15 protein-coding genes are annotated in these 22,872 nt (G+C 69.3%); 9 read left to right on the forward strand and 6 right to left on the reverse strand.

The window, feature by feature from the left end; all coding sequences use genetic code 11:
• Positions 1-25 precede the first annotated feature (25 nt).
• The 3 genes from pglX to ACFPCV_RS11590 form a co-directional block, all read right to left on the reverse strand.
• Positions 26-3,604, reverse strand: a complete 3,579-nt coding sequence (gene pglX, locus ACFPCV_RS11580) for a BREX-2 system adenine-specific DNA-methyltransferase PglX (RefSeq protein WP_378056094.1) — start codon at positions 3,602-3,604, stop codon at positions 26-28.
• A 101-nt stretch (positions 3,605-3,705) separates the two neighbouring features.
• The gene (locus ACFPCV_RS11585) at positions 3,706-4,428 is read right to left on the reverse strand and encodes an HNH endonuclease signature motif containing protein (protein ID WP_378056919.1); all 723 of its coding nucleotides are present in this window, start codon (positions 4,426-4,428) and stop codon (positions 3,706-3,708) included.
• A complete protein-coding gene (locus ACFPCV_RS11590; protein WP_378056920.1) occupies positions 4,428-4,847 on the reverse strand; it encodes a DUF222 domain-containing protein in 420 nt (139 codons plus the stop codon). The genes ACFPCV_RS11585 and ACFPCV_RS11590 overlap by 1 nt, the downstream gene beginning before the upstream one ends.
• A gap of 32 nt (positions 4,848-4,879) precedes the next feature.
• On the opposite strand from ACFPCV_RS11590, the gene ACFPCV_RS11595 reads away from it, so the two are divergent.
• A complete protein-coding gene (locus tag ACFPCV_RS11595; protein WP_378056095.1) occupies positions 4,880-5,020 on the forward strand; it encodes a hypothetical protein in 141 nt (46 codons plus the stop codon).
• Positions 5,021-5,457: 437 nt separating this feature from the next.
• Here ACFPCV_RS11595 and ACFPCV_RS11600 read toward each other — a convergent pair whose 3' ends face one another.
• The 3 genes from ACFPCV_RS11600 to ACFPCV_RS11610 all read right to left on the reverse strand — a co-directional run bounded on the left by ACFPCV_RS11600 (position 5,458) and on the right by ACFPCV_RS11610 (position 8,171).
• Positions 5,458-6,630, reverse strand: coding sequence for an acyl-CoA dehydrogenase family protein (locus tag ACFPCV_RS11600; protein ID WP_378056096.1), 1,173 nt, complete (start codon positions 6,628-6,630; stop codon positions 5,458-5,460).
• 100 nt (positions 6,631-6,730) lie between these two features.
• Entirely contained in the window at positions 6,731-7,273 is a 543-nt protein-coding gene (mug, locus tag ACFPCV_RS11605; RefSeq protein ID WP_378056097.1) for a G/U mismatch-specific DNA glycosylase, read from the reverse strand.
• Positions 7,274-7,307: 34 nt separating this feature from the next.
• A complete protein-coding gene (locus ACFPCV_RS11610) occupies positions 7,308-8,171 on the reverse strand; it encodes a LysR family transcriptional regulator (protein ID WP_378056098.1) in 864 nt (287 codons plus the stop codon).
• 69 nt (positions 8,172-8,240) lie between these two features.
• Between ACFPCV_RS11610 and ACFPCV_RS11615 the strand changes: the two genes are divergently transcribed.
• The 8 genes from ACFPCV_RS11615 (at position 8,241) to ACFPCV_RS11650 (ending at position 22,872) form a co-directional block, all read left to right on the forward strand.
• On the forward strand, positions 8,241-8,900 hold the full coding sequence (locus ACFPCV_RS11615; protein WP_378056099.1) for a type 1 glutamine amidotransferase domain-containing protein: 660 nt from the start codon (positions 8,241-8,243) through the stop codon (positions 8,898-8,900).
• Between the two features lie 156 nt (positions 8,901-9,056).
• Entirely contained in the window at positions 9,057-11,030 is a 1,974-nt protein-coding gene (locus ACFPCV_RS11620) for an ABC1 kinase family protein (RefSeq protein ID WP_378056100.1), read from the forward strand.
• A 380-nt stretch (positions 11,031-11,410) separates the two neighbouring features.
• On the forward strand, positions 11,411-11,758 hold the full coding sequence (locus ACFPCV_RS11625; RefSeq protein WP_378056101.1) for an STAS domain-containing protein: 348 nt from the start codon (positions 11,411-11,413) through the stop codon (positions 11,756-11,758).
• A gap of 72 nt (positions 11,759-11,830) precedes the next feature.
• On the forward strand, positions 11,831-12,256 hold the full coding sequence (locus ACFPCV_RS11630) for an ATP-binding protein (RefSeq protein WP_378056102.1): 426 nt from the start codon (positions 11,831-11,833) through the stop codon (positions 12,254-12,256).
• Between the two features lie 193 nt (positions 12,257-12,449).
• Positions 12,450-12,650: an MbtH family protein gene (locus tag ACFPCV_RS11635; RefSeq protein WP_378056103.1), complete on the forward strand. Its 201-nt coding sequence runs from the start codon at positions 12,450-12,452 to the stop codon at positions 12,648-12,650.
• 213 nt (positions 12,651-12,863) lie between these two features.
• Entirely contained in the window at positions 12,864-18,476 is a 5,613-nt protein-coding gene (locus ACFPCV_RS11640; protein WP_378056104.1) for an amino acid adenylation domain-containing protein, read from the forward strand.
• Positions 18,473-21,550, forward strand: coding sequence for an amino acid adenylation domain-containing protein (locus tag ACFPCV_RS11645; protein WP_378056105.1), 3,078 nt, complete (start codon positions 18,473-18,475; stop codon positions 21,548-21,550). Before ACFPCV_RS11640 ends, ACFPCV_RS11645 begins: the two co-directional genes overlap by 4 nt.
• The gene (locus ACFPCV_RS11650; RefSeq protein ID WP_378056106.1) at positions 21,547-22,872 is read left to right on the forward strand and encodes an FAD-dependent oxidoreductase; all 1,326 of its coding nucleotides are present in this window, start codon (positions 21,547-21,549) and stop codon (positions 22,870-22,872) included. The genes ACFPCV_RS11645 and ACFPCV_RS11650 overlap by 4 nt, the downstream gene beginning before the upstream one ends.

Below are 22,872 nucleotides of genomic sequence, written 5' to 3' on the forward strand. Positions count from 1 at the left end.
GGCCCGGACTACGGGAAACTACTGCTCACCCATCGATGGGAGAGGTACTGTCGGCCTTCCGGGGGCGCCCTCGCTGAAGTTTGGGCGGCCGCCAAGCGGCGAGATCAACCTCAGTCACATCCAAGCGCCGCATGCACTCGCGAAGGAACGCGGCGTGATCGCGCGCGGTGTCAGGGTGCCATTGAGCTAGCCACGGCATGACCTCTCCCAATCCTGCCAGCAGAGGTACCAGAACGTCCGCATCAAGGTCGCTGCGTTTGAGACGCGAGGTAATGAGGCTTGTCAGGACTTCGGCTTGTTGCTCGTGGTTCCAGCCCGCCCAGCCGATCGGTGTTTTGCGATCAATTCTTGACTGAGCGTCCGGGTAACAGGTGAAACGTTCCCTCGGCACGTCAAGCTTGCCACGATGCCTCCAGTACCCGATCTTGAGAAAGTCGGTTGCCGAGTACTTCGGTGGGACGGGTGTCCTGCCGTGGATTTCAACTGCCAAGGCTTCCTGCCCATTGGATCGAGCTTCGTCCTCCTGACGCTGCAATGCCCAGACCTCTTCCCACTGGGCACGTTTGAGCAGCCCAGATTCCCGATAGCGTAATGCGGCCAGGTAGGGCACCTGCTCCTCAGCGATGAGGTCGGAAAGCACCTCAACCAGATCCTGGCCTGGTGCATAGATTCCAGCCACGTCGACTACCGCCTGGTCGAGTTGTAGCTGATCGGCCAGTTGATCAATGGTGAGCGGATGCGGACACTTAACGCCGTCGCGATGAGCGAACCACAGCTCAGGAGCCTCACAGCGCCTGAGCAGCCAGTCGTGGAGCGCCACCTGTTGGAGCTTGTCCCAGCCTTCAGTCGCCCAGCGACGTTTGAACCCGGGCTGCTCGAGAATGCCGAGGCTGGCATCATGCTGGATAGCTGCGATGCGGCGCTCGACGACATCCCTGTACGTTTCCGGCCAGTGCTCGGGCAACCCGGTAATGGGCGTCGATCCGTGTCGTTCGAACCATGTTGTCGCAACTTCCCCCGCCGCAATTCTCCTGGCCAGGACGATCTCGAAGGCACGCTCGCCCAGGTTCAGTGGGGGGACACACTCGGGGGGAGCGAGAAGTTCGCCGTTGGGCAGTAGCCCGTAATAGCCGTAGACCTCCCAGTCCAACTCCTCTTGAAGAGTCATCATCGTGGACCGCACGTCGTTCCATCGCTGGCGGTCTGCAGCGAGACTCCGACGGGTGGGTACTCCCGCCGCAGGTTTGATCATAACGAGTTCTTGCGCCAGGCGATCGAGTTCTTCCGCTCGCTTGGTCGGCAGCTTTGCAGGTAGCGGAAGCTCCTGGAGCTGGGTGGCCGTGAACTCGTACATCTCCGTCCAGGGCTCACCACTGCCGGTATGGTCGACCGTTGGCTGCCCCTTGCCGAAACCATGCTGTTTCAGCCAGAAACAAGCGGCCGACGTGTTAAGCAAGGCTGTCAGCTCGACGTATTCCCGTTGCTCTGCTTCTACTGAAAGCTTGACTACCGGAGCCGAGTTAAGTGGCGCAAGTCTTTCGCGCAGCAAGGCGAAGTGGTTATGTGTAGCAACCCAGGAGAAGGCAATCGACCACGGGTGGGCTTCCTTCACATCGGTCACCTGATGCCAGTCGTACCACAGGCGACCGTCCTCGAAATAAAGTCTCTTCGAGTAGTTCGGACGTTTGGACAGCATGGTTCGAAAGGGCCACAGTCGACGAAGATGGCCCGGATACTGCCGAAGGTCAACTGGTTTCAAATGGTGATCGCGTGGAAAAAATGCCTCACTCTGAGGTGTGGCTGTCCAGTCGCGCACCTCGGACCCAGTGATTACTTTGATCACCGGACCATCGGCCTCGACCTGAGACCGATAGAAAGAACCCAGTGGCGCCGTGAAAGCCTCATCCGACCCTGTGTTCGCGTAGTAGCCGATACGGCTGACATACTCGCCGAGCTTTCTTGCTCCACCTGACATCTTCTCCACCAGCTCAGCCGCGGCGGTGCTGGCAAGGCTCCAGGGGTGCTTCCGAAAGCGCCCGCGATCCAACAGAATCGACTGAGTCCAACTGTCTACTCTGTTCGGCTCGCGAGAGTTCTGGACGATCGACTGCCACACGATCCCCTGTTCTGAGTTTGAAGGGACTGCCGGCTCTCCCCGTAATCCGAGCACGGTAAAAATCGGTTCCGTGTCAGGAGCAGGACGGTTACGACCAACGAGGACCACCGTGGGCGTGCCATGACCGGGAATGAACGCGCCAGAGGTGTCGATGACATGGGTCAGCGTGACCTTCTTCGCGTAGAATTCTTCGATCAAACTTCGCCCGAACTGGCGCTTCATGAACGAGTTTGCCGTCAGCTGACCGACATAACCGGCACCGCCACCTTCATCGTCGGCAGGCCGCGCCAACCGGAAGAACTGTTGCGCGAACGGTACGGACAAGGTGTAGGCGCCGACGCAAGCTTCATATCGTTCTCGATATCGTTGGTTGAGCTCGCGATCTTTCACCGTGGTATATGGCGGGTTACCGACGACTGCGTGATAACTCCCTAATTCGAGTATACCCGCGTAGTCGACGAGATCCTCTGCATACGGTTGGCTGTCCGACGGCCCAGGTGGCACATCACCCATGACAGGGCCTAGTAGGGCATCGCCGACGGCGATGGTGAATTTCCAGCCATGGCCTCTCGCCGCCTCGAACGTGGTGTGACCGCAAGCCTGCATTGCGACCATCAGGAGCCGAAACCTGCTGATAGCGACAGCGAACGGGTTGAGGTCGACGCCGTGCACTGCTTCCAGAGCACGGCGCACCCGGCGTTCCGGGGAGAGCCCGGATGCCGCCACTGACCATTTGCGTAGCAGTCGTTCGAAGGCGCGCACAGCGAACTCACCAGATCCGCAGACCGGGTCGACAACGCGGACCGCGTCATATCCAAACTCCTCGACCGCCGGTTCCAGCGCAAGGTCGAGGATGAAGTCCACGACGAAAGTGGGAGTCTGCAGCAGTGCGTATGTCTTTCGTGCGGTTTCCGACAGATCCTGGTAGAGATCACCCAGAAATCTCGTGTTCAACTCAGGGTCGGTGAAGTCGTAGATGGGCCGACCGTCGTGATTACGTCCTCGCCATAAGGACAGCAGCGTCCTGACAGCCCCATGCGACGGCTGCAGCATCCACAACGGATTGTGTCGCCTATCGAACAGACTGGCCAAGGCCGGATGTGAGGCGGACAGATGATCGAACGCCTGGAGCAACCAGTCGCGATCATTGAGTTGAGGATGCCGCCGGAAGAACTCGCTGCGCCGGTCTTCTGCCTCATCAAGACGTTCGCCCCGTCCGGTGATGAACGGCCGATCGATGAGATCATTGTCCTCAGCGAACCGCACGAACACCGTACCCAGTACCCACGCGACAGCGATCTGGGTTACCTGCCCGTCTCGCCACGTCTCCCACGTAGCGCTAGTCCGCCCGCTACTGACCGCGCGGTCGTACTCATCCTTCAGGCGGGCGCTCCTCGCCTCGTGTCGGCTCGCGCGTTCGCGCACATCGTCCTCGACCAGGTGGACGACCCGCTTGAGATCACGCGACAACGAGGCGCGGTCAATCACACTGTGTCCAATCAATCGTCACTCGTCGTGAATAATTTTGACTCGTGTTAGTAAGCGTGGCTACTCTAGCATCGTCGAGGTACGGCAACGCTGGTGCGCGGTCAGCCAAGGAGCGACGCTCCTGCCATGAGCCCCTGGAGGCGTGTTGGTCGAACACCCAGCTCCGCCCCGTGGACGAAAAGGGCGGCCTGAGCTGGCTCTTGTGGGCGTCCCAGCAGGTGGGGGTGTCGGGGCAGCCGTTGGCGTTGTGCCGTGGCCAGCGTGGCTCGTCGTGTCAATAATGACTCTTCTCGTGTATGTGACCCGTGAGTGGTTCCGGCACCGGGAGCGGACGATCGCGTTGCAGAACACGGGGAGTTCACCAGTTGCGGATGTGGTGGCCGCATTCGACGACACGTAGCGCGTTCCGCATGGGCGGCTGGCCGTTCCATGTTGGTAGTGAGCGCGACGCTGCATCGGTCGGCAACACCATCCTCACCCGACCTTCCGGATGTTGGTGTGGTGAAGCGTGTTCCGCCGGGGAGTCCCTGCGGGATCGATCCATGGGGCGGCACGAAGTGGGGAACACCGTCGATCATGCGCGCGGTCCACTTGCCCTGGTGGACCAGCGTGTGGTGGTAGCCGCACAGCAGGGCGGTGTTGTCGAGCGACGTCGCGCCACCGTTCGCCCAGTGCACGAGATGATGGGCCTCGTACCACTCGGGTGGACGGTCGCAGCCCGGGGCAACGCATCCGCGGTCACGCGCGATCAGTGCGCGGCGTAGCGGGCCGGTGACGAGTCGCTGACGTCGTCCGACGTCCAGGGGCTGGGAACCACCTCGCATCACGATCGGGATGATCTCGGCGTCGCAGCAGATGCGGCGAGCGGTCTGGATCGACACCGTGCCGCCCAGTCCAAATCCACCACGCCGGCATGGCAGCGTAGTTCGGTGATGTCGACGGTAAGCCCGATGTGGGGTCGCACATATCCCTCGACCGGCAGCGTGCCAACGTTCAGTACGCGCCGGGCAAGTTCGACCAGCGCGTCCGCGCGTCGCTTGGCCGCAGAACGGGCGTCCTCCGGCAGCGGTTTCGCCAACGGTGACAACGCCGATCGCACCAGCGCGGCTCCCTCAGCTGACAACCGGCCCCGTATTCGGATCACGCCGTCGACGCCCTGGGTGAGCGACAGCTCCATCCGGTCCGTCGACTCCTGCTCGGAACGCAGCACTCCATCCGGATCGAGGTGGGCGCGAATGCGCATGGCCAACTTGCCGAGCTGCTCGGATCGAACCGTTGCGCCTCGCCCACCAACTGCTGCTCGATCTCGATGCGGGCCGACAGAGCCACGTCATCGGGCAGCTCTCGCAGGGTGCGACGCACGACCCCCAGCTGTTCCTCGTGAGCGTCACCTCGGCGAAGCTGGCGCCGCCGTGATAGCCGCGGGCGCGCCTGCCGTAACGGAGATCCTCGTGACCGCGAGCACCGCCTCGTTTCCGGGCACCAGTACCCGAGAACCGCGCAGGAGGACCTCTTCCTCGACAGGCGGATGATCGCCCGGCATGCGCCATCGGGTACCGTCCGTGGAGTCCGGCCGATGGATACTGTCATGTTCGAGTACATGCCCGTGGTCGCTGATGAGCACCACGACCCAGCCGGCCAGCGCGGCACGCTCCAGTCACTCCGGCGGCGTGGCGAAGTCGTAGTTCTTCACCTGGCAGTTCTTGGTTCGGCTCACCAACACCAGGTTCGCGGGACGGCGTGTCCAGAAGAGTCGCTGCTGTGACGTATAGAGTCGTGCCCATTCGCTGTCAAGCCTGGGGTTCTGTGCGCGGCTCTGGCCGAGACCAGGCGGACCTGCGCGGCGCCAACGGCTAGCGGAAGGCGGAGTGCCCCGTCAGCGTCTGGCCGATGACGAGCTGGTGGACCTCCGAGGTGCCCTCGTAGGTGAGTACCGACTCGAGGTTGTTCGCGTGCCGCAGCACCGGGTACTCGAGGCTGATCCCGTTGGCGCCGAGCAGTGTCCGGCATTCCCTGGCGATGGCGAGTGCGGTGCGGACGTTGTTCAGCTTGCCGACGCTGACCTGCTCGGACCGCAGCGTGCCCGCGTCCTTGCGCCGTCCGAGGTGCAGGGCCAGCAGCATGCCCTTGCCCAGTTCGACCGTCATGTCCGCCAGCTTGAGCTGGGTGGCCTGGTAGGCGGCGAGCGGCTTGCCGAAGATGTCGCGCTCCCCCACGTACGCGAGGGTGGTCTCCAGGCAGTCGCGGGCCGCGCCCAGCGCGCCGAACACGATGCCGTAGCGGGCCTCGTTCAGGCACGCCAGCGGACCGGAAAGGCCCCGTGCCTCCGGCAGGATCGCCGACGCGGGCAGACGGACGTCGTCGAGCACCAGCTCGCTGGTGACAGACGCCCGCAGCGACAGCTTCCTGGTGATCTCCGGCGCCCGGAAGCCGGGCGTGCCCGCGGGTACGAGGAAGCCGCGGATCTTGTCGTCCGTCTGCGCCCACACGACGGCGACGTCGGCGACGGAGCCGTTGGTGATCCACATCTTCGTGCCGTTCAGCACCCAGTCGTCGCCGTCGCGGCGGGCGTGGGTGCGCATGTCGGCCGGGTTCGACCCGAAGTCCGGTTCGGTCAGGCCGAAGCAGCCGATGGCCTCGCCAGCGGCCATGCGCGGCAGCCACTCCTGCTTCTGCTCCTCCGACCCCCACCGCCAGATCGCGTACATGGCCAGCGAACCCTGCACGGACACGAGGCTGCGCAGCCCGGAGTCCGCCGCCTCCAGCTCCATGCAGGCGAGCCCGTACGCCGTCGCGCTGGTGCCCGCGCAGCCGTACCCGGTCAGGTGCATGCCGAGCACACCGAGTTTGCCCAGCTCACCGGCCAGTTCCCGGGCCGGGATGGCCGCGGTCTCGAACCACTCCGCCAGGTGCGGGCGGATCCGCGCGGCGGTGAAGTCGCGGACCGTGTCGCGGATCGCGCGCTCCTCCTCGCCGATCAGGTCCTCGACATCGAACAGGCCGAGCGGGGTCTGCTGGTTGCCCATGACCGTCCTCTCACACGAACGCGCTGACGCTTCTGCACCGGGTACTCGCCAACGTAGCCGTACCCACCGACGATCTGGAGCGCACCGTTCGAGCGTGGGCTCAGCGGTTCGTCGCCTCGCGCAGCTCGCGGAACGCGGCGGCCAGCGCGTCCGCCTGGTAGTGGGCGTTGAGGCCGCTCGGGTTGGGCAACACCCACAACCGGGAACCGGCGATCCGTTCCTCCTGCGGCCCCATCGTCGCCTTGGGCCGGTCGAACGCGGTGCGGTAGGCGGTGATACCCACCACGGCGACGAACGTGGGCGCGCACCGGGCGGCCAGCCGCGTCAGTTCCTGGCCGCCGGCACGCAGTTCCGCACGCGTCAGCTCGTCGGCCCGCGCGGTGGCCCTGGCGACGATGTTGGTGACGCCGAGCCCGTAGGCGGGCAGCTCGTCCTGTTCGGACGGGTGCAACTGGCGCGGGGTGAACCCGGACCGGTGCAACGCGGGCCAGAACCTGTTGCCCGGCCTGGCGAAGTGGTGCCCGGTCGCGGCCGAGTAGAGCCCCGGGTTGATGCCGCAGAACAGCACCGACAGCCCCGGTCCGACCACGTCGGGAAGGGTCCTGGCACGTGCGGCGGCCATCTCGGCCGCGGTCGGCCTCATGCCCGTCAGCGTACGGATCACCCGACCTGCCTGCTCACCACTCCTTCGCACGGGACATGAGCAGGTCCCTGGCCCGCGCGATGTGCGGTTCGGCGAAGGCACCGGCGCGCACCGCGAGGTGGATGGTGTTGGTCGGCAGCTCACCGTGCCCGCGCACGATCAGCTCGCGCAGCGCACCGGTCGCCAGCTCGTTCTCGCACAGGTAGCGGGGCAGAACGGTCGCTCCGGCACCCGCGACGGTCGCCGCGAGCACGGCACGCAGGTCCGGCACCACGACGACCGCGCGGCCGGGCGGGAGGGCCTTGTAGACGGTCTTCCAGTACCGGCGGATGAGCGGCAGGTCCTCGGCGTACGCCACCCACGGCGCGTCGCCGAGCACGCCGGACGTGTCCGGGTAGTACCAGCGCGGCGCCGCGACGACGGTGAGCTCCTCGTCGTAGAGCGGCGCGGTCATGATGCCGCGCAGCCGCGGCCGGGCTCCGGCGATCACCAGGTCGAGGCCGCCCTTGGCCAGCTGGTCGAGCAGGTCGTCCTGCGTGCCGAAGGTGACGCGCAACGCCGTGTCGGGCAGCTCGACGAGCGCGGGCAGCGCCTTGAGGGTCATGAACTCGGCGGGCCCGCCGACGTGCAACGACACCTTGCCGCCGACGAAGTCGCCCAACGCGGCGGTCAGCTCGTCGAGCGGCCCGGCAAGCCGGCGAGCGAGGTCCTCACCGGCCGCGGTGGTCGTGACCCCGCGGGCGTGCCGGTGGAAGAGCGGCTTGCCGACGTTCTTCTCCAACGTCTTGAGCTGGGCGGTGACAGCGGGCTGGGACAGGTCGAGGAGCTGTGCGGCAGCGGTGACCGACCCCGCGCGATGCACCGCGAGGAAGGTCCTGAGCAGGTCGAGTGAACTCATCAGAAATCTGATACTACTGCCCACAAGTTCTATTGGCCATCGATGCCCCGGGCCTGTCATCCTCGAATCATGAACGCAATCCTCCTGGCTCTGACCAGTCACGACACCCTTGGCGGTCTGCGCGAGACCGGCTTCTACGTGCCCGAGGCAGCACACCCGTGGCGGGTGTTCCGCGAAGCGGGCTTCGCGGTCGACCTGGTGAGCGTCGCAGGCGGCCGGCCACCCATGGACGGCTACGACACGAACGACCCGGCCCAACGCGACTTCGTCGACCTGCCCGACCTGGCCACCACGCGGCGAGCGGCGGAGGTCGACGCCGTCGGCTACGACGGAATCCTGTACGTGGGCGGTCACGGCACGATGTGGGACTTCCCGGACGACGAGGGCCTCGCACGCCTTGGCCGCGACATCTACGAAGGCGGCGGCGTGGTGGCGGCCGTCTGCCACGGCCCGGCAGCCCTGGTGAACCTGACCCTGTCCGACGGCACGTACCTGGTCGAAGGCAAGGAAGTCTCCGCCTTCACGAACGCGGAGGAAGAAGCGGTGGGCCTGGCAGCCGTGGTGCCGTTCCTCCTGCAGTCCACGTTGGAGGAACGAGGAGCCAAGCACGTCGCGGCCCCGGACTTCGAAAGCCAGGTCTCCGTGTCCGAACGCCTGGTGACGGGCCAGAACCCCGCGTCGGCCACCAGGGTCGCGGAGGAGGTGGTGCGCCTGCTGAGGACGCACTGATCCCGCGTGCCGGACCTCCATCCTCAGCAACCCCGGAAGAGAGGTGATGCCCCACGGGCCGAAGCGACACGGAGTGACGGGTTCGCCGGTCAGGCGGGACGTCCGCTGTGTTTCGATCGTCGGCGACCAGCCAGCCCCACCGACGTTCGGAACCGCATGTCCGCCTTGCTCCTCGGTTTGCTCTCCCTCCCCTTCTATGTGCTGATGCTGTGGCCGCTGGTGGTGGCGTCGCGGCGGGTGCTCGGGGTGCGGATCAGAACCGTGCGGGCGTTGATCGGTGCCGCGGTCGGGTGGCTCGCGGCGGGACGGATGCTCACCTGGCTGTTCCCGAACGTCCACCAGTCACCGGGGCTGTTCGCGGGTCTGCTCATCCCGATCGCGGGGTGTGCGTTCCTGGCGACGCTGACGTTCCTGTTCCTCGCCGAGATGGCCTTCCCCAGCGGTGGTGGGCTGGGGATCGTCGGACGGCTGCGGTCGATCCGGCGCCGGATGGCTCGTGCACGCCGGTACTCGCAGGTCAGCCGGATCGCGGTGAAGCACGGGATCGGGCAGTACCTCGCAGGCAGGCGCGCTGCGGGCGGTACCCGGCACGCGGTGCTGGCGCGGTCCCTGCGCGAGGCGCTGGAGGACGCCGGGGTCACGTTCGTGAAGCTCGGGCAGGTGCTGTCGACACGGCCTGACGTGTTGCCGCCCGCGTTCATCGACGAGCTGAGCAAGCTGCAGGACCAGGTCGCCCCGGTCCCGTTCGAGCGCGTGGCGCGGGACCTGGAGGACGAGCTGGGCCGGCCGGTGGCGGAGGTGTTCGCGGAGTTCGACCCGGAACCGCTCGCCTCGGCGTCCATCGCGCAGGTGTACCGGGCGCGGCTGCACAGCGGGGAAGACGTCGTGGTCAAGGTCCGGCGGCCGGACATCGACCGGGTGGTGGACCGGGATCTCGACATCGTCTACCGGGTCGCGCGGTCGCTTGAGCTGCGGGCGGCGTGGGCCCGGTCGCTCGGGGTGGTCGATCTGGCCGACGGGTTCGCCGCCGCGCTCACTGAGGAGCTCGACTTCCGGGTCGAGGCACGCAACATCGCCGCGGTCAGTGCCGTCGACAGTGGTGCCGACATCTCGTTGCCGACCGTCCACGGTGACCTGTCGAGCGAACGCATCCTGGTGATGCGCCGCCTTGACGGCACGCCGGTGCGCACCGCGATCGGCGACGTGGCCGGGGAGCGCCGCGACGACCTGGCACGGGCGCTGCTCGACTGCGTGTTGCGGCAAGTGCTGCTGCACGGCGTGTTCCACGCGGACCCACACCCGGGGAACGTGTTGCTGCTGGCCGACGGCAAGCTGGGCCTGCTCGACTTCGGCTCGGTGGGGCGGCTGGACGCGACACTGCGCGGCGGTCTGCGCAACCTGCTCGCGGCCGTCGACCGAGGCGACGCGGCGGGTCTGCGCGACGGGCTCCTGGAGATCGTCGACCGTCCGGACGAGATCGACGAGCAACGGCTCGAACGTGCGCTGGGTGCGTTGATGGCCAAGCACCTGTCGCACGGCCAGGCACCGGACATCGACATGTTCACCGACCTGTTCCGCGTCGTCGCCGACTTCCGTCTGTCGATCCCGCCCGCGGTCGCCGCGGTGTTCCGCGCGCTGGCGACGGTCGAGGGCACCCTCGGCCTGCTGTCCCCCGGCTTCAACGTCCTCGGGGAGTCGAGGGCGTTCGCGAACAAACTGATCGGCGAGCAGATGCAGCCGGACTCGTTGCGCCGCACCGCGACCGAGGAACTGATGTCGCTGCTCCCGGTGCTGCGCAGGCTGCCGCGCCGCGTCGACAGGGTGACCTCAGCCCTCGAACAGGGGCGCCTGTCGGTGAACATCCGCCTGTTCGCCGACGAACGCGACCGCGCGGTCGTCACCGGCATGCTGCACGAGCTGCTGCTCGCGTTCACGGGCACGGCCACCGGGGTCATGGCCGTCCTGCTGCTGGCGAGCCCAGGCGGGCCACGCGTCAGCCCGGAGCTGACGCTGAACCAGCTGTTCGGCTACAACCTGCTCGTGGTCAGCGCGCTACTGGGTCTGCGACTGCTGTTCGTGGTCTTCCGAACACAACGCGGCATCAACGGCAAAACCCATGACCCCAACTGACAGCCATTGGGAGGGACCACCTGGACGGAGAGTGTCCTGTGTTATCTGTCACTTCCTCACCTGATCAGCGGCTGGAGCTGGGCGGACACCGGCCTGTGATCAGTACCACTCTGTGGGTGCTGGGTGCTTCCGCGCCGTGGACTACCGGTGGACGGGGCACGCTCGACTCGTCTTCACAACTCCTTGGTTTCGGGAGGTTTGAAGGTCCGTACACGCGGCTATCCAGGGGCAATGCACCGGTGGAACCCCGGGGCGAGTGCGTCATGAGCCGATTGGGAGGCCCGAGTGGGCTCGGTAAGAGCGGTGGTCACAGGCAACCTTGAGGGGTATTGGATGATGGGCCGGTGAGTTCAGAGCCGTTCCGAGACGCTGACACGACCATGCCCGCCGCACCCGGACTGTCCGTCCTGGTGGAACCCCACGGCGAGGCGGTGGTACTGAACGTGGCCGGAGAGATCGACCTGGCCACTGCCCCGCAGCTGGGCGATTCGATCAAGGCTGCCATGGAGCAGCGACCGGAGACGCTGGTGGTCGACCTGAGCCAGGTGGACTTCCTCGCGTCGGCCGGTATGGCGGTGCTCATCGGCTGTCACCAGCAGGCCAAGGGCAACCTCCGCTTCCGGATCGTCGCGACCGGCAGCGCCACGTTCCGTCCCATGGAACTGACAGGAATGACCGACGAGATCTCGATCTACCCCACCCGCGATGAGGCGCTCACTGCCGAATGAGTGCGCATGACTCCGGTCGAACCTGCCCTGGCGGGTTGGGGACCGGAGGGATGAACGTTGGAGGCTTCGGCCGTGAACCTGGGGCAACAGGACCTGGATGACGTCCCGCAAGGGACCCTGCACTTCCGGGTGCCCGCGGTGGCCAGCCGCCTCGCCGGCCTGCGCCACGCGCTCGCCGTGTGGGCGAAGCGTGTCGGGCTGCCCGACGAGGACAGCGAGGCACTCGTGCTCGCCAGCTACGAGGCCATGGCCAACACCGTCGAGCACGCCTACCGCGACCAGACCCAGGGGCTGCTCGACCTCCGCGGCGAGGTGGACGACGAGCAGGGCCGGATCGTCATCACGGTCACCGACTACGGCCAGTGGCGGCCGCCGCAACCCAGTGGTGGGTTGCGCGGCCGCGGCCTTCCGTTGATCCAGGGCCTCACGTCCACGTCGACGATCACACCGACCTCCGCGGGCACCACCGTGACGATGTTCTGGCCGCTCACGAAGTAGCACGAATTCAAATCGCGAATCCTTCGCAAAATAAAGCTTTCCGCCGCCCCGTGTCCGGTTGATTCCCGTGCGTAGTCATATTACGCTCGATAGTCCGTCTCGGACGGTCGGTTGGGGCCGTTCGGGCGATTCGCCCTTGTCACCACGCCGGTAGCGTCATGCGACGAGTGGGCATGCAGGAAAGGCGTGGGACATGAGTGATGTCGACGGCCGCCGGTACCGGGTGGTGGTCAACGACGAGGAGCAGTACTCCATCTGGGCCGCCGACCAGGAGCTACCCGCGGGATGGCGCGCGGAGGGCACTGAGGGCGACCGGACGGTCTGCCTTGAGCACATCGAGCGGGTCTGGACGGACATGCGGCCGCGCAGCGTGCGGGAGTACCTGTCCGCGTAGCCGGGTCGCCGTGACGGTCGGCGCCCGCTGATCACCCTGTTCGACTCTGGGGTTCTTTGTCATCCGGCTGGGCCTGGCATGCCCTGAACCGGGTTCGCACATATTTCGGGTGCCGGCGCACGCGTGCCGGAAAACAATCATGGGCAAATGCCGATCGGCATTGCCCCGGCTTTGACGACTTCGCATTCCGCGGGGAGTGCGTTGGAGGTCCTCGTGCACCCGAAAACAGCCGAGGTGGGCTGTCCCGCGCTGCCGCTGCAGCAGGGGATGATCTTCAACGGGCTGCGGGTCCCGGACGCCGGCATCGACGTCGTGCAGTGCGTCATCCGCTGGCCGGGCCTCGACGTGCCCGCCTACCGGGCGGCGTGGGAACGTGCCGTGGCGCGGCATCCCGTCCTGCGCACCGGGTTCGTGCTCGCGAGCGACTCCGCGCCGGTCCAGGTGGAACACGCCGACGCCACCCTCGACTTCACCGTGCGTGCCGACGCCGTGACCGACTTCCTGGCCGGGGACCGGGCGCGCGGGTTCGCGTTCGACGCGCCGCCGCTCGTGCGGGTCACCGTGCTGGCGCACGCGACACCGGTCGTGGTGATCACGTTGCACCACACCGTCCTCGACGGCCGGTCGCTCGCGATGCTGATGGCCGAGCTCGACAGCGACTACGAGGGCCGCCCGGACTTCCCGGAGCGGGCCCCCTACCGCGACTTCGTCGAGTGGTACACGGCCCGCAACGCCGCGGGTGGGCACGCGGCCGAGCAGGACCGTGTGTTCTGGACCCAGCACCTCGCAGGTGTGTCCGGTGCGACACCACTGCCGTTCGGCAAGGTCGCCGACACGGCCGCGGACCAGCCGAGCCAGGTCGTCGAGTTCACCCTCACGACTGAGGAAACCGTTTCGCTGCGACGACTCGCGGAACGGGAGAGCGTCACGCCGAACACCGTCGTGCTCGCGGCATGGGCGCTGGTGCTCGGTACGCACGCGGGCACCGACGACGTCGTCCTCGGTGTCACCCGGTCGGCACGGCACGGCTCCGTGCCCGGTGCGGACGGCATCGTCGGCATGCTGCTCGCGACGATCCCCCTGCGCGTCGACCTCGACCGGTCGCTGTCGGTCGGCGAATGGCTGCGGGAGATCCGGCGCACCGCGGTGGCCGTCCGCGACCACCAGCTGACGCCACTCGGCGACATCCAGCGGTACGCGGGGGCGCAGAAGCTGCTGTCCAGCCTCGTGCTGTTCGAACGGCAGGACCTGCACACCCTGCTGCGCAGGCAGAACCCGGTCTGGGACGAGCGCGAGGTCGAGTTCCACCGGCGGCTGAGCTACCCGCTGACGGTGTACGCGTTCGCCGAGCCCGCGCTGAACGTCGCGCTCATCCACGACCGGTTCACCGCCGCGGAGGCCGACGTCCTGGCCGGGCACCTGCGCACCGCGCTGCTGCGGCTCGTGGACAGTCCGCACGGAAAGGTCGGTGCCCTTTCGCTCCTGTCACCCGCCGAGCACGCGCTGCTGACCTCGGGCGGGAACTCGGGCGGGCACACCGACCCGCTCGCCTACCCGCGGGAGAAGACCATCCCGGACCTGTTCGACGAGCAGGTCCGCCGCACGCCGGACGCGGACGCGGTGTTCGACGGCGATCGCTGGCTCACCTACGCGGAGCTGGCCGACCGGGCCACGCGGATCGCCGCGGCGCTGCGGGACCGCGGCACCGGGATCGAGGAGCCGGTCGCCGTCGCGCTCCCCCGCGGCGCCACGCTGGTGGCCGCGCTGCTCGGGGTGCTCAAGGCCGGTGCCGCCTACCTGCCGGTCGACGCCGCCCATCCCCGCGCCCGCAACGCGATGATGCTCGCCGACAGCGGCGCGCGGGTGGTCATCGCGGACGGCGGCGACTGGCCCGCCGACGTGCTCTCGATCGACGACCTGCCCGCCGCGGCACCGTTCCCGTGCCCGGCGCGGGCGGACACGCTGGCCTACCTCAACTACACGTCCGGTTCGACCGGCAGGCCCAAGGGTGTCGCGGTGCCGCACCGCGGTGTCGCGCGGCTGGTGCACGAACCGAACTTCGCGACCGTCGGCCCCGGTCAGACGTTCCTGCACGCGTCGTCGCCGTCGTTCGACGTCACGACGCTCGAACTGTGGGGCGCGCTGCTGACCGGCGCCCGGGTGGTGCCCACGCCGCCTGGCCCGATCGGCGCGCCGGAGCTCGCGAAGGTGATCGACGCGCACCGCGTGACGTTCCTGTGGTTGACCGCGGGCCTGTTCCACCAGTTCGTCGAGCACGACGTGACCACGCTGTCCGGGGTGGACCAGCTGCTGGCGGGCGGCGACGTGCTGGCGCCGGACGCGGTCCGCGCGGCGCTCGCGGCGCGCGGCGGGAAGCCGGTCACCAACGGCTACGGGCCGACCGAGAACACGACGTTCACGAGCTGCCACGTCATGCACGACGCCGCCGACGTCGGCGTGATAACGCCGATCGGCAGGCCGGTGCAGCACAGCACGGTGTACGTGCTGGACGAGAACCTGCGGCCGGTTCCGCTCGGTGCGGTCGGCGAGCTGTACTCCGGCGGCGACGGGGTGGCGCGCGGCTACCTGAACCAGCCCGCCCTCACCGCGACGAAGTTCGTGCCGGACCCGTTCGGCCCGCCCGGCGCGCGCCTCTACCGGACCGGTGACCGCGCGCGGTGGCGGCCCGACGGCACGCTCGAGTTCCTCGGCCGGGTCGACAACCAGGTCAAGGTGCGCGGCTACCTCGTGGAACCGGGTGAGACCGAGTCGGTGCTGCGCACGCACCCGCGGGTCGTGGACGCGGCGGTGGTGGTGCACGGCACCGACGACACGCGGCGGCTCGTCGCGTACGTGACGCCCGCGGACCTGGACCTCGCGAGTGTGCGTGCGCACGTGGCGGCCGCGCTGCCGGAGTTCCTGCGCCCGTCGAGCTACCAGGTGCTGCCGAGGTTCCCGCTGAACGCGAGCGGCAAGATCGACCGGGCCGCGCTGCCGGCACCCGTCGCCGACGGCACGGCCGTGCGGGTGCCGCCCGCCGGTGCGGCGCAGCACCGGATGGCGGAGATCTGGCGCGCGCTGCTGGGTGCCGGGGAGATCGGCGCCGGTGACGACTTCTTCGACGTCGGCGGCAACTCCCTGCTGGCCATGCGGCTGACCTTCCGCGTCCGGGAGGCGTTCGGCGTCGAGCTGCCGATCCGCGACGTCTACCGGGCACCGACGCTCGCGGGGCTCACCGACGTGGTCACCGCCGCGAAGAAGCCGGTGGCGGCGGGGATCGTGCGCCGGGACCGGCGCGGCTACCGGGCGCCGAACCAGGTGCCCGCACACCTGGTGGCCACGGGCGCGACCGACTCGCCCGACCGGCACTGGGCGCTGTGGCGGTGGGTGGAGCTGCGCGGCACGGGCTTCGGCATCGAGCCACTGCTCGACCTCGCCAGCCCGGCGTGTGCGGCAGCGGCGGCGCGGGTCGTGGCGGCGGAGCAGGAGTTCGCGGTGCACCGGGGCGCGGTGCTCGACGGGATCAGGGCGGCGCTGACGACCGGACCGGCCGAGGCGAAACCCGCGCTGCGCAAGGGGTCGAAGCTGATCTGCAAGGGGCGGCTGTCCGAACTGGACGCCGAGGTCCGCGCACGGCCCCACGCGCGGGAGCTGCTGGCGGCCTCGGCCGCGGTCGAGGAGGCGCACGCGGCGTACGCGGCTGCGTTCGCCGAGGCGGCCGGCCGGGCCGCGGACGGGTTGCGCGCGGTCGCCGGGGACAGGAGGTTCCGCGAGGCGGTGGCGTGGCAGAACCCGCGCGCGCTGCACACGGCGGTGGACTCGCTCGCGCGGACGGAGACGCCGAAGCGGAACTCGCGGTACCGGCAGTGGGCGGCGCTGGTGACGAGCTACCTGCAGCGGTACACGACCAAGAACGACACGATCGGGTTCTTCGGGCCGGTCGGCTGGGCGCGGATCGCGGACGCGGCGGACTCGATCGCGCTGCGGCCGGGGACGGAGCTGCTCGCGAAGCGGACGGTGTACCTGGAGAACTGGGCGGTGCACGAGCTGGCTCAGGTGCTGTCCACTCCGGACACGCTGCCGTGGGCGACGCCGCGCCGGATGCCGTTCGTGGGGATCGTCGGCGACGAGCTGCACGTGCCGCTCCAGCCGCCGGTGACGTTGCCTGCCGAGGAGGCGGCGGTGCTGCGCGCGGTCGACGGCGTGCGAACCGCGAAGGAGATCGCCGAGGCGCTGCCGGGCACGAGCGACGTGTACCGGGTGCTCGGCAAGCTGCGGGACGACAAGCGGATCGCGTGGAGTTTCGAGGTCTCGCCCGCCGAACTGGTGCCCGAACGGGCGTTGCGGGCGCGGTTCGAGCGCATCGACCACCCGGGGGTTCGGGATCGTGTCCTGTCCGCGCTCCGTGAGCTGGAGCGCGGACGGGCCGCGGTCGCGGCGGCGGCCGGTGATCCCGACCGGTTGACCGGGGCCATGTCCGCCCTGGCGGAGTCGTTCACCCGGCACACCGGCAGCCCGGGTGTGCGCAGGCCCGGCATGTTCTATGCGGGGCGGACGCTTGTCCACGAGGAGTGCCGCCGCGATCTCGACGTCACCCTTGGGCGAGACCTCGTCGCGACGCTCATGCCGCCGTTGTCGCTGCTGCTGGAGAGCGCGCGCTGGTTCACCTCCGCCGGTGCGGCGCTCTACCGGCGGGCCCTGCGGGACACCTTCCGCGCTCGTGTCGACGGGTCCGGGGTCATGCGGTTCGCCGACTTCTGGTTGTGGGCCAACGACATCATCTTCCGGCTCGACCGGCGGGTGGTCGGCAGGCTGACCGCGGCCCTGCAGGAGCGCTGGGCGAACATCCTGCTGCCGGTCGAGAACCGGTCACGGGTGTCGCTGAACGCGGCATCGTTGCGGGACAAGGTGAGCGCGGCGTTCGCCGCGCCCCGCCCGGGGTGGCGCGGTGCGGTGCAGCACAGCCCGGACGTCATGATCGCCGCGCGGGACGCGGACGCGATCCGGCGTGGTGACTTCCAGTGGGTGCTCGGTGAGCTGCACGCGGGGGTCAACACGATGCGTTCCGCGCTCTTCGTCTCGCAGCACCCCGATGCCACCGAGCTGCACACCGCCATGGCCGCCGACCTCGCCGGGCCACGCGTCGTGCTGGCCGCCACCCGGGAGGAGGGTGGCACACCGCAGCGGCTCGCCGACGCGCTCGTGCAGCCCGCCGACGTCCGGGTGGTGTCCGCCCACGACGCGTGCGGGCCGGACGTGGACGGGGCGTTGCTCGTCGCCGACCTTCTCCTGTCCGAGGTGGACGGACGGCTCGTGGCGCACGACCGGGCGGGCGGCAGCCGGATGGATATCGTCGAGCTGCTGAACGAGCAGCTGATGGGTCAGCTCGTGCAGCATTTCCGGCCGTTGCCGGTCGCACCGCACACGCCCCGGGTGACGATCGACCGGCTGGTGGTCGGCCGGGAGAACTGGCGGCTGCCCACCGCCGACCTCGCGTTCGCGTTCGCCGCCGACGACGCGACCCGCTTCCTGCGTGCGCAGCAGTGGCGGCGGCGTGCCGGTGTGCCCCGGTTCGTCTTCGTGAAGAGCCCCGTGGAGTTCAAGCCGTTCTACGTCGACCTGGAGAGCCTGCCTTCGGTCGAGCACTTCGCGCACGCGGTCCGCGCGCTCGACCGGGCGGAGCCCGCCGGGCTGATGAGCGTCGGCGAGATGCTGCCCGGCCCGGACGAGCTGTGGCTCACCGACGCGGCGGGTGCCAGGTACACCGCGGAGTTCCGTTTCGTCGCGGTGGACCGCCGCGGCCCTGCCCCGGAAGGTCAGTCGTGAGCATCGACGACACGTTCGTATTCCCCACCTCCTCCGGCCAGCGCCGGCTGTGGCTCCTCGACCAGCTCATCCCGGGCAGCCCCGCCTACCACGTCGGCTGGCGGGTCGCGCTGTCCGAACCGTTCGACCGGTCGCGGCTGGAGCACGCGCTCGCGACCGTGGTCGACCGGCACGAGGCGCTGCGCACCACGTTCACCGCCACCGACGGGGTGCCGAGCCAGGTCGTGGCCGCGCGGGCCGACGTGCGGGTGACCGACCTCGTCGAGTCCGAAGTGGACGCGTTCGTGCGGCACCCGTTCGACCTCGCCGCCGGGCCGCTGCTGCGTGCCGGGCTCACGCGGGACGCGCTCGTGCTGGTCGTGCACCACGCGGTCGTCGACGGCTGGTCGTGCGCGATCCTGTTCGACGAACTGGCCCGCGCCTACGCGGGCGAAGAAATGGCCGAGCCGGCCATCCAGTACCCGGACTACGCGGTCTGGCAGCGGGAACAGGCCGACGCCAACGCGTTCGCCGACGCCGCCCGGTACTGGCAGGCCGAGCTGGCCGGCATCCCCACAGTCCTGCCGCTGCCGACCGACCGCCCTCGGTCGGCGGCGGCAGGCCGGGGCGCTGACCTGGTACGGGACCTGGAGCCGATGCCGGACGCGTCGTTCGGCACGCTCCTCGCCGTCTACCAGGCCATGCTGCACCGGCTGACCGGGCAAGAGGAGTTCCTCGTCGCCACCCCGGTCTCCGGCCGCACCCGGCCGGAGACCGAACACCTCGTCGGGTTCCTCGCGAACACGGTCGCGCTGCCCGCGCGCATCCCGCCCGGCACCACGTTCGCGGAGCTCGCGAAGCACACCGGCGAGGCCGTCGTCGGCGCGCTCGCGCACCAGGACCTGCCGTTCGAGGACCTCGTCGACCTGCTGGCCGCCGAGCGGTCGCTCACGCACGCGCCGGTCGCGCAGGTCATGTTCGCGGTCGAACCGGTGCCGGAGCCGACCGTCGTGGACGGTCTGGCCATCACGCCGCGGCTGCTGCCCAACGGCGGCTCCAAGTTCGACCTGTTCCTCACCGTCGAGCCCGGCCCGGACCGGTGGAGCGCCAAGTGGAACTACGACACCGACCTGTTCGACCAGGCGACCGTCGAGGGGCTCGCGGACCTGTACGCGGTGCTGTGCGGGGCCGTGGCCGCCGACCCGGACCGGCCGATCGCCGAGCTGCCGCTGCGCGACGGCACCCGCACACTGGTCGACACCCCGCCATCGGGGACGGTCACGTTCGACCTCGCCCGGTACGGTGACGCGCCCGCGGTCGCCGACGCGCACCGCCTGTGCACCTACCGGGAGCTGGACGAGACCGCGAACCGGCTCGCGCACCTGTTGCGTGCCAACGGGGTCGGCCCGGACGTGCCGGTCGCGCTGTGCCTGCGGCGGGGCGTCCCGGTCGTCACCGCGATCCTCGCGACCTGGCGGGCGGGCGGCGGTTACCTGCCGCTCGACCCGACCTGGCCCGCCGACCGGCTCGCCGCGATGCTCACCGACGCGGGCTGCCCGGTGCTGGTCACCCACGACGCGGCGAAGGTCGCGCTGCCGGGTGAGCGCACGGTGATCAACCTCGACACCGCCGACCTCGCGGCACAGCCGACCACGCCGCCGGAGCCGACCGCCGCACCCGGCACCACCTCCTACCTGCTGTACACGTCCGGTTCCACGGGCAGGCCCAAGGGCGTCACGCTCACCCACGGCGGCATCCAGAACCTGTTGTCCGCCATGGACGAGCTGCTCGACCTCACGGCCGACGACCACGTCGCGTCGATCACCACCCCGTCGTTCGACGTGTCGACCGTCGAGCTGCTGGCGCCGCTGCTGCGTGGCGCGCGGGTCACGGTGCTCCCGGCCCACGAGGTGTCCGACGGCCTGCGGCTGCGGCAACGCCTGGTCGAGACGGGTGCCACGGTCGTGCAGGGCACGCCGTCGGCGTGGCGGCTGCTCGTCGCCGCGGGCGGGGTGCCCGCGACCGTGCGGCTGCGGATCACCGGCGGTGAGGCGCTGACCCGCGACCTCGCCGACGCGCTGCGGGCCGACGGGGCACGGCTCGTCGACGGGTACGGCCCGACCGAGACCACGGTGTACTCGGCGGCCGGGACCGTTCCCGCCGGGCCTGCGCCGATCCGGCTCGGCGGCCCGGTCGGCGCCACCACCCTGCACGTCCTCGACCCGTCGCTGCGGCCGGTGCCCGACGGCGTGCTGGGTGAGCTGTTCGTCGGTGGTGCCGGGGTCGCGCGCGGCTACCGCAACCAGCCGGGTCTCACCGCGGCGAAGTTCGTGCCCGACCCGTTCAGCACGACCCCCGGCGCGCGCCTGTACGCCACCGGTGACCTGGTGCGCGTGCGTCGCGGGCGGATCGAGTTCCTCGGCCGCGCCGACCACCAGGTGAAGGTCCGCGGGTTCCGCGTCGAGCTCGGCGAGATCGAGTCGGTGCTGCGGGAGCACAACCTGGTGCGGGACGCGGTCGTGACCGTGTGGCGCGGCAGCGAGACCGATGTGCGGCTCGTCGCGTACGTGTTGCCCGGCCCCCGGCTGGACCCGAACGAGCTGCGGCCGTGGCTGTCCGCGCGGCTGCCGGACTACCTGGTGCCGAACCTGGTGATGACGCTCGACGCGGTGCCGAGGACACCGACCGGCAAGGTCGACCGGTCCGCGCTGCCCGCGCCGGTGTGGGCACCGACCAGGAGCCGGGTGGTGGCGCCGCGCGACGACGTGGAGCGTCGGCTCGCCATGATCTGGCGGGACGTGCTGAGCCTCGGTCCCGCGGTGGACCTGAGTGTGCACGACGACTTCTTCGCGCTCGGCGGCCATTCGCTGACCGCCACCCAGTTGCTGGCCCGGGTCCGGACGCAGCTGACGGTGGACCTGCCGCTCGCCACCCTGTTCGGCGCGCCGACGATCGCCGGGCTCGCCGCGTCCGTCGCGAGGACGCAGGCGGGCGGGGTCGCCGACCGGCCGCGCACACTGCTGGACCAGCTCGACGACCTGTCCGACGCCGAGGTCGACAGGCTGCTCGCCACCCTGATCGAGGAGGGCGAGTGACCGGCCGCCACGAGGTCCTCGTCGCGGGTGCCGGCCTGTCCGGTTCGCTCGCCGCGATCTACCTGTCCCGCCAGGGCCACACCGTCCGGGTCGTCGAACGGCGCACCGACCCCCGGCTGTCCACAGCGGAGGGACGGTCGATCAACCTCGGGCTCTCCCAGCGCGGCATCCAGGCGCTGCGGGAGGTCGGGCTGCTCGACGAGCTGTGGCCGAAGACGACACCCATGCGCGGCCGCATGGTGCACACGGCCGACGGGCAGTCGTTCCACCCGTACGGCACCGAGGACCACCAGATCCTGCACTCGATCCTGCGGGACGACCTCAACAGCGCGCTCGTCGACCGGGCCGAGTCGTACGGGGTCCGGTTCGACTTCGGGCACAGGGTGGTCGCGCTCGACCGGACGCTGCCGGTGCTGACCGTCACCGATCCGGCCGGGGAGTCGCACGAGCTGAAGGCCGACCTGGTGATCGGTGCGGACGGCGCGTTCTCGGCGGTCCGCGCGCAGCTCATGCGGGGTGAGCGCGCCGAGTTCCACCAGGAGTTCATGGACTGGGGCTACAAGGAGATCACCATCCCCGCCGACGACCGCACACGGCTCGAGGCGCTGCACCTGTGGCCGGGGCGCACCGGCCTGGTCGTCGCGCACCCCAACCACGACGGCACGCTGACCGCCACCGTGTTCCTGCCGTTCGACGGGCCGGGCTCGTTCGCCGAGCTGACCACACCGGAACGCGTGAAAGCACACTGCGACACCGAGTTCGCCGATCTGCCCGGCCTGGTTCCCGACCTGGTCGCGCAGTTCCTGTCCCACCCGACCGGCAGCCTCGTCACCGTCCGCACCGCGCCGTGGCAGCACGACGGCAAGGTGGTGCTGATCGGCGACGCCGCTCACGCCGTGTACCCGTTCTACGGGCAGGGAATGAACGCCGCGTTCGAGGACTGTTCGGTTCTCGCGCGGTGCCTGGGCGACGGCGATCTGCCCGGTGGACTAAGGGAGTTCGAGGCACGCCGCCGGGCACACACCGACGTGCTCGCCGAACTGTCCAAACAGAACTTCCTGGAACTGCGCGATGGCATGCGCTCGCCACTGTTCCTGGCCCGCAGGAAGGCCGATCTGTTGCTGCACAGGCTTTTCCCGAACCGGTGGACCCCGCTCTACACGATGGTCGCCCACACCACCACCCCCTACGGCGACGCTCTTGCCAGGGCACGCAGGCAGGACCGCGCGCTGGTCGCCGGACTCTCCACAGTGGCCGTCACAGTGGCCGCCGCCGCGATGACAGCGCTCGTGGCGGCCCGATCGAGAAGGCAGGTTCGCTAG

Source organism: Actinophytocola glycyrrhizae (assembly GCF_042653545.1).
Classification (GTDB): domain Bacteria; phylum Actinomycetota; class Actinomycetes; order Mycobacteriales; family Pseudonocardiaceae; genus Actinophytocola; species Actinophytocola glycyrrhizae.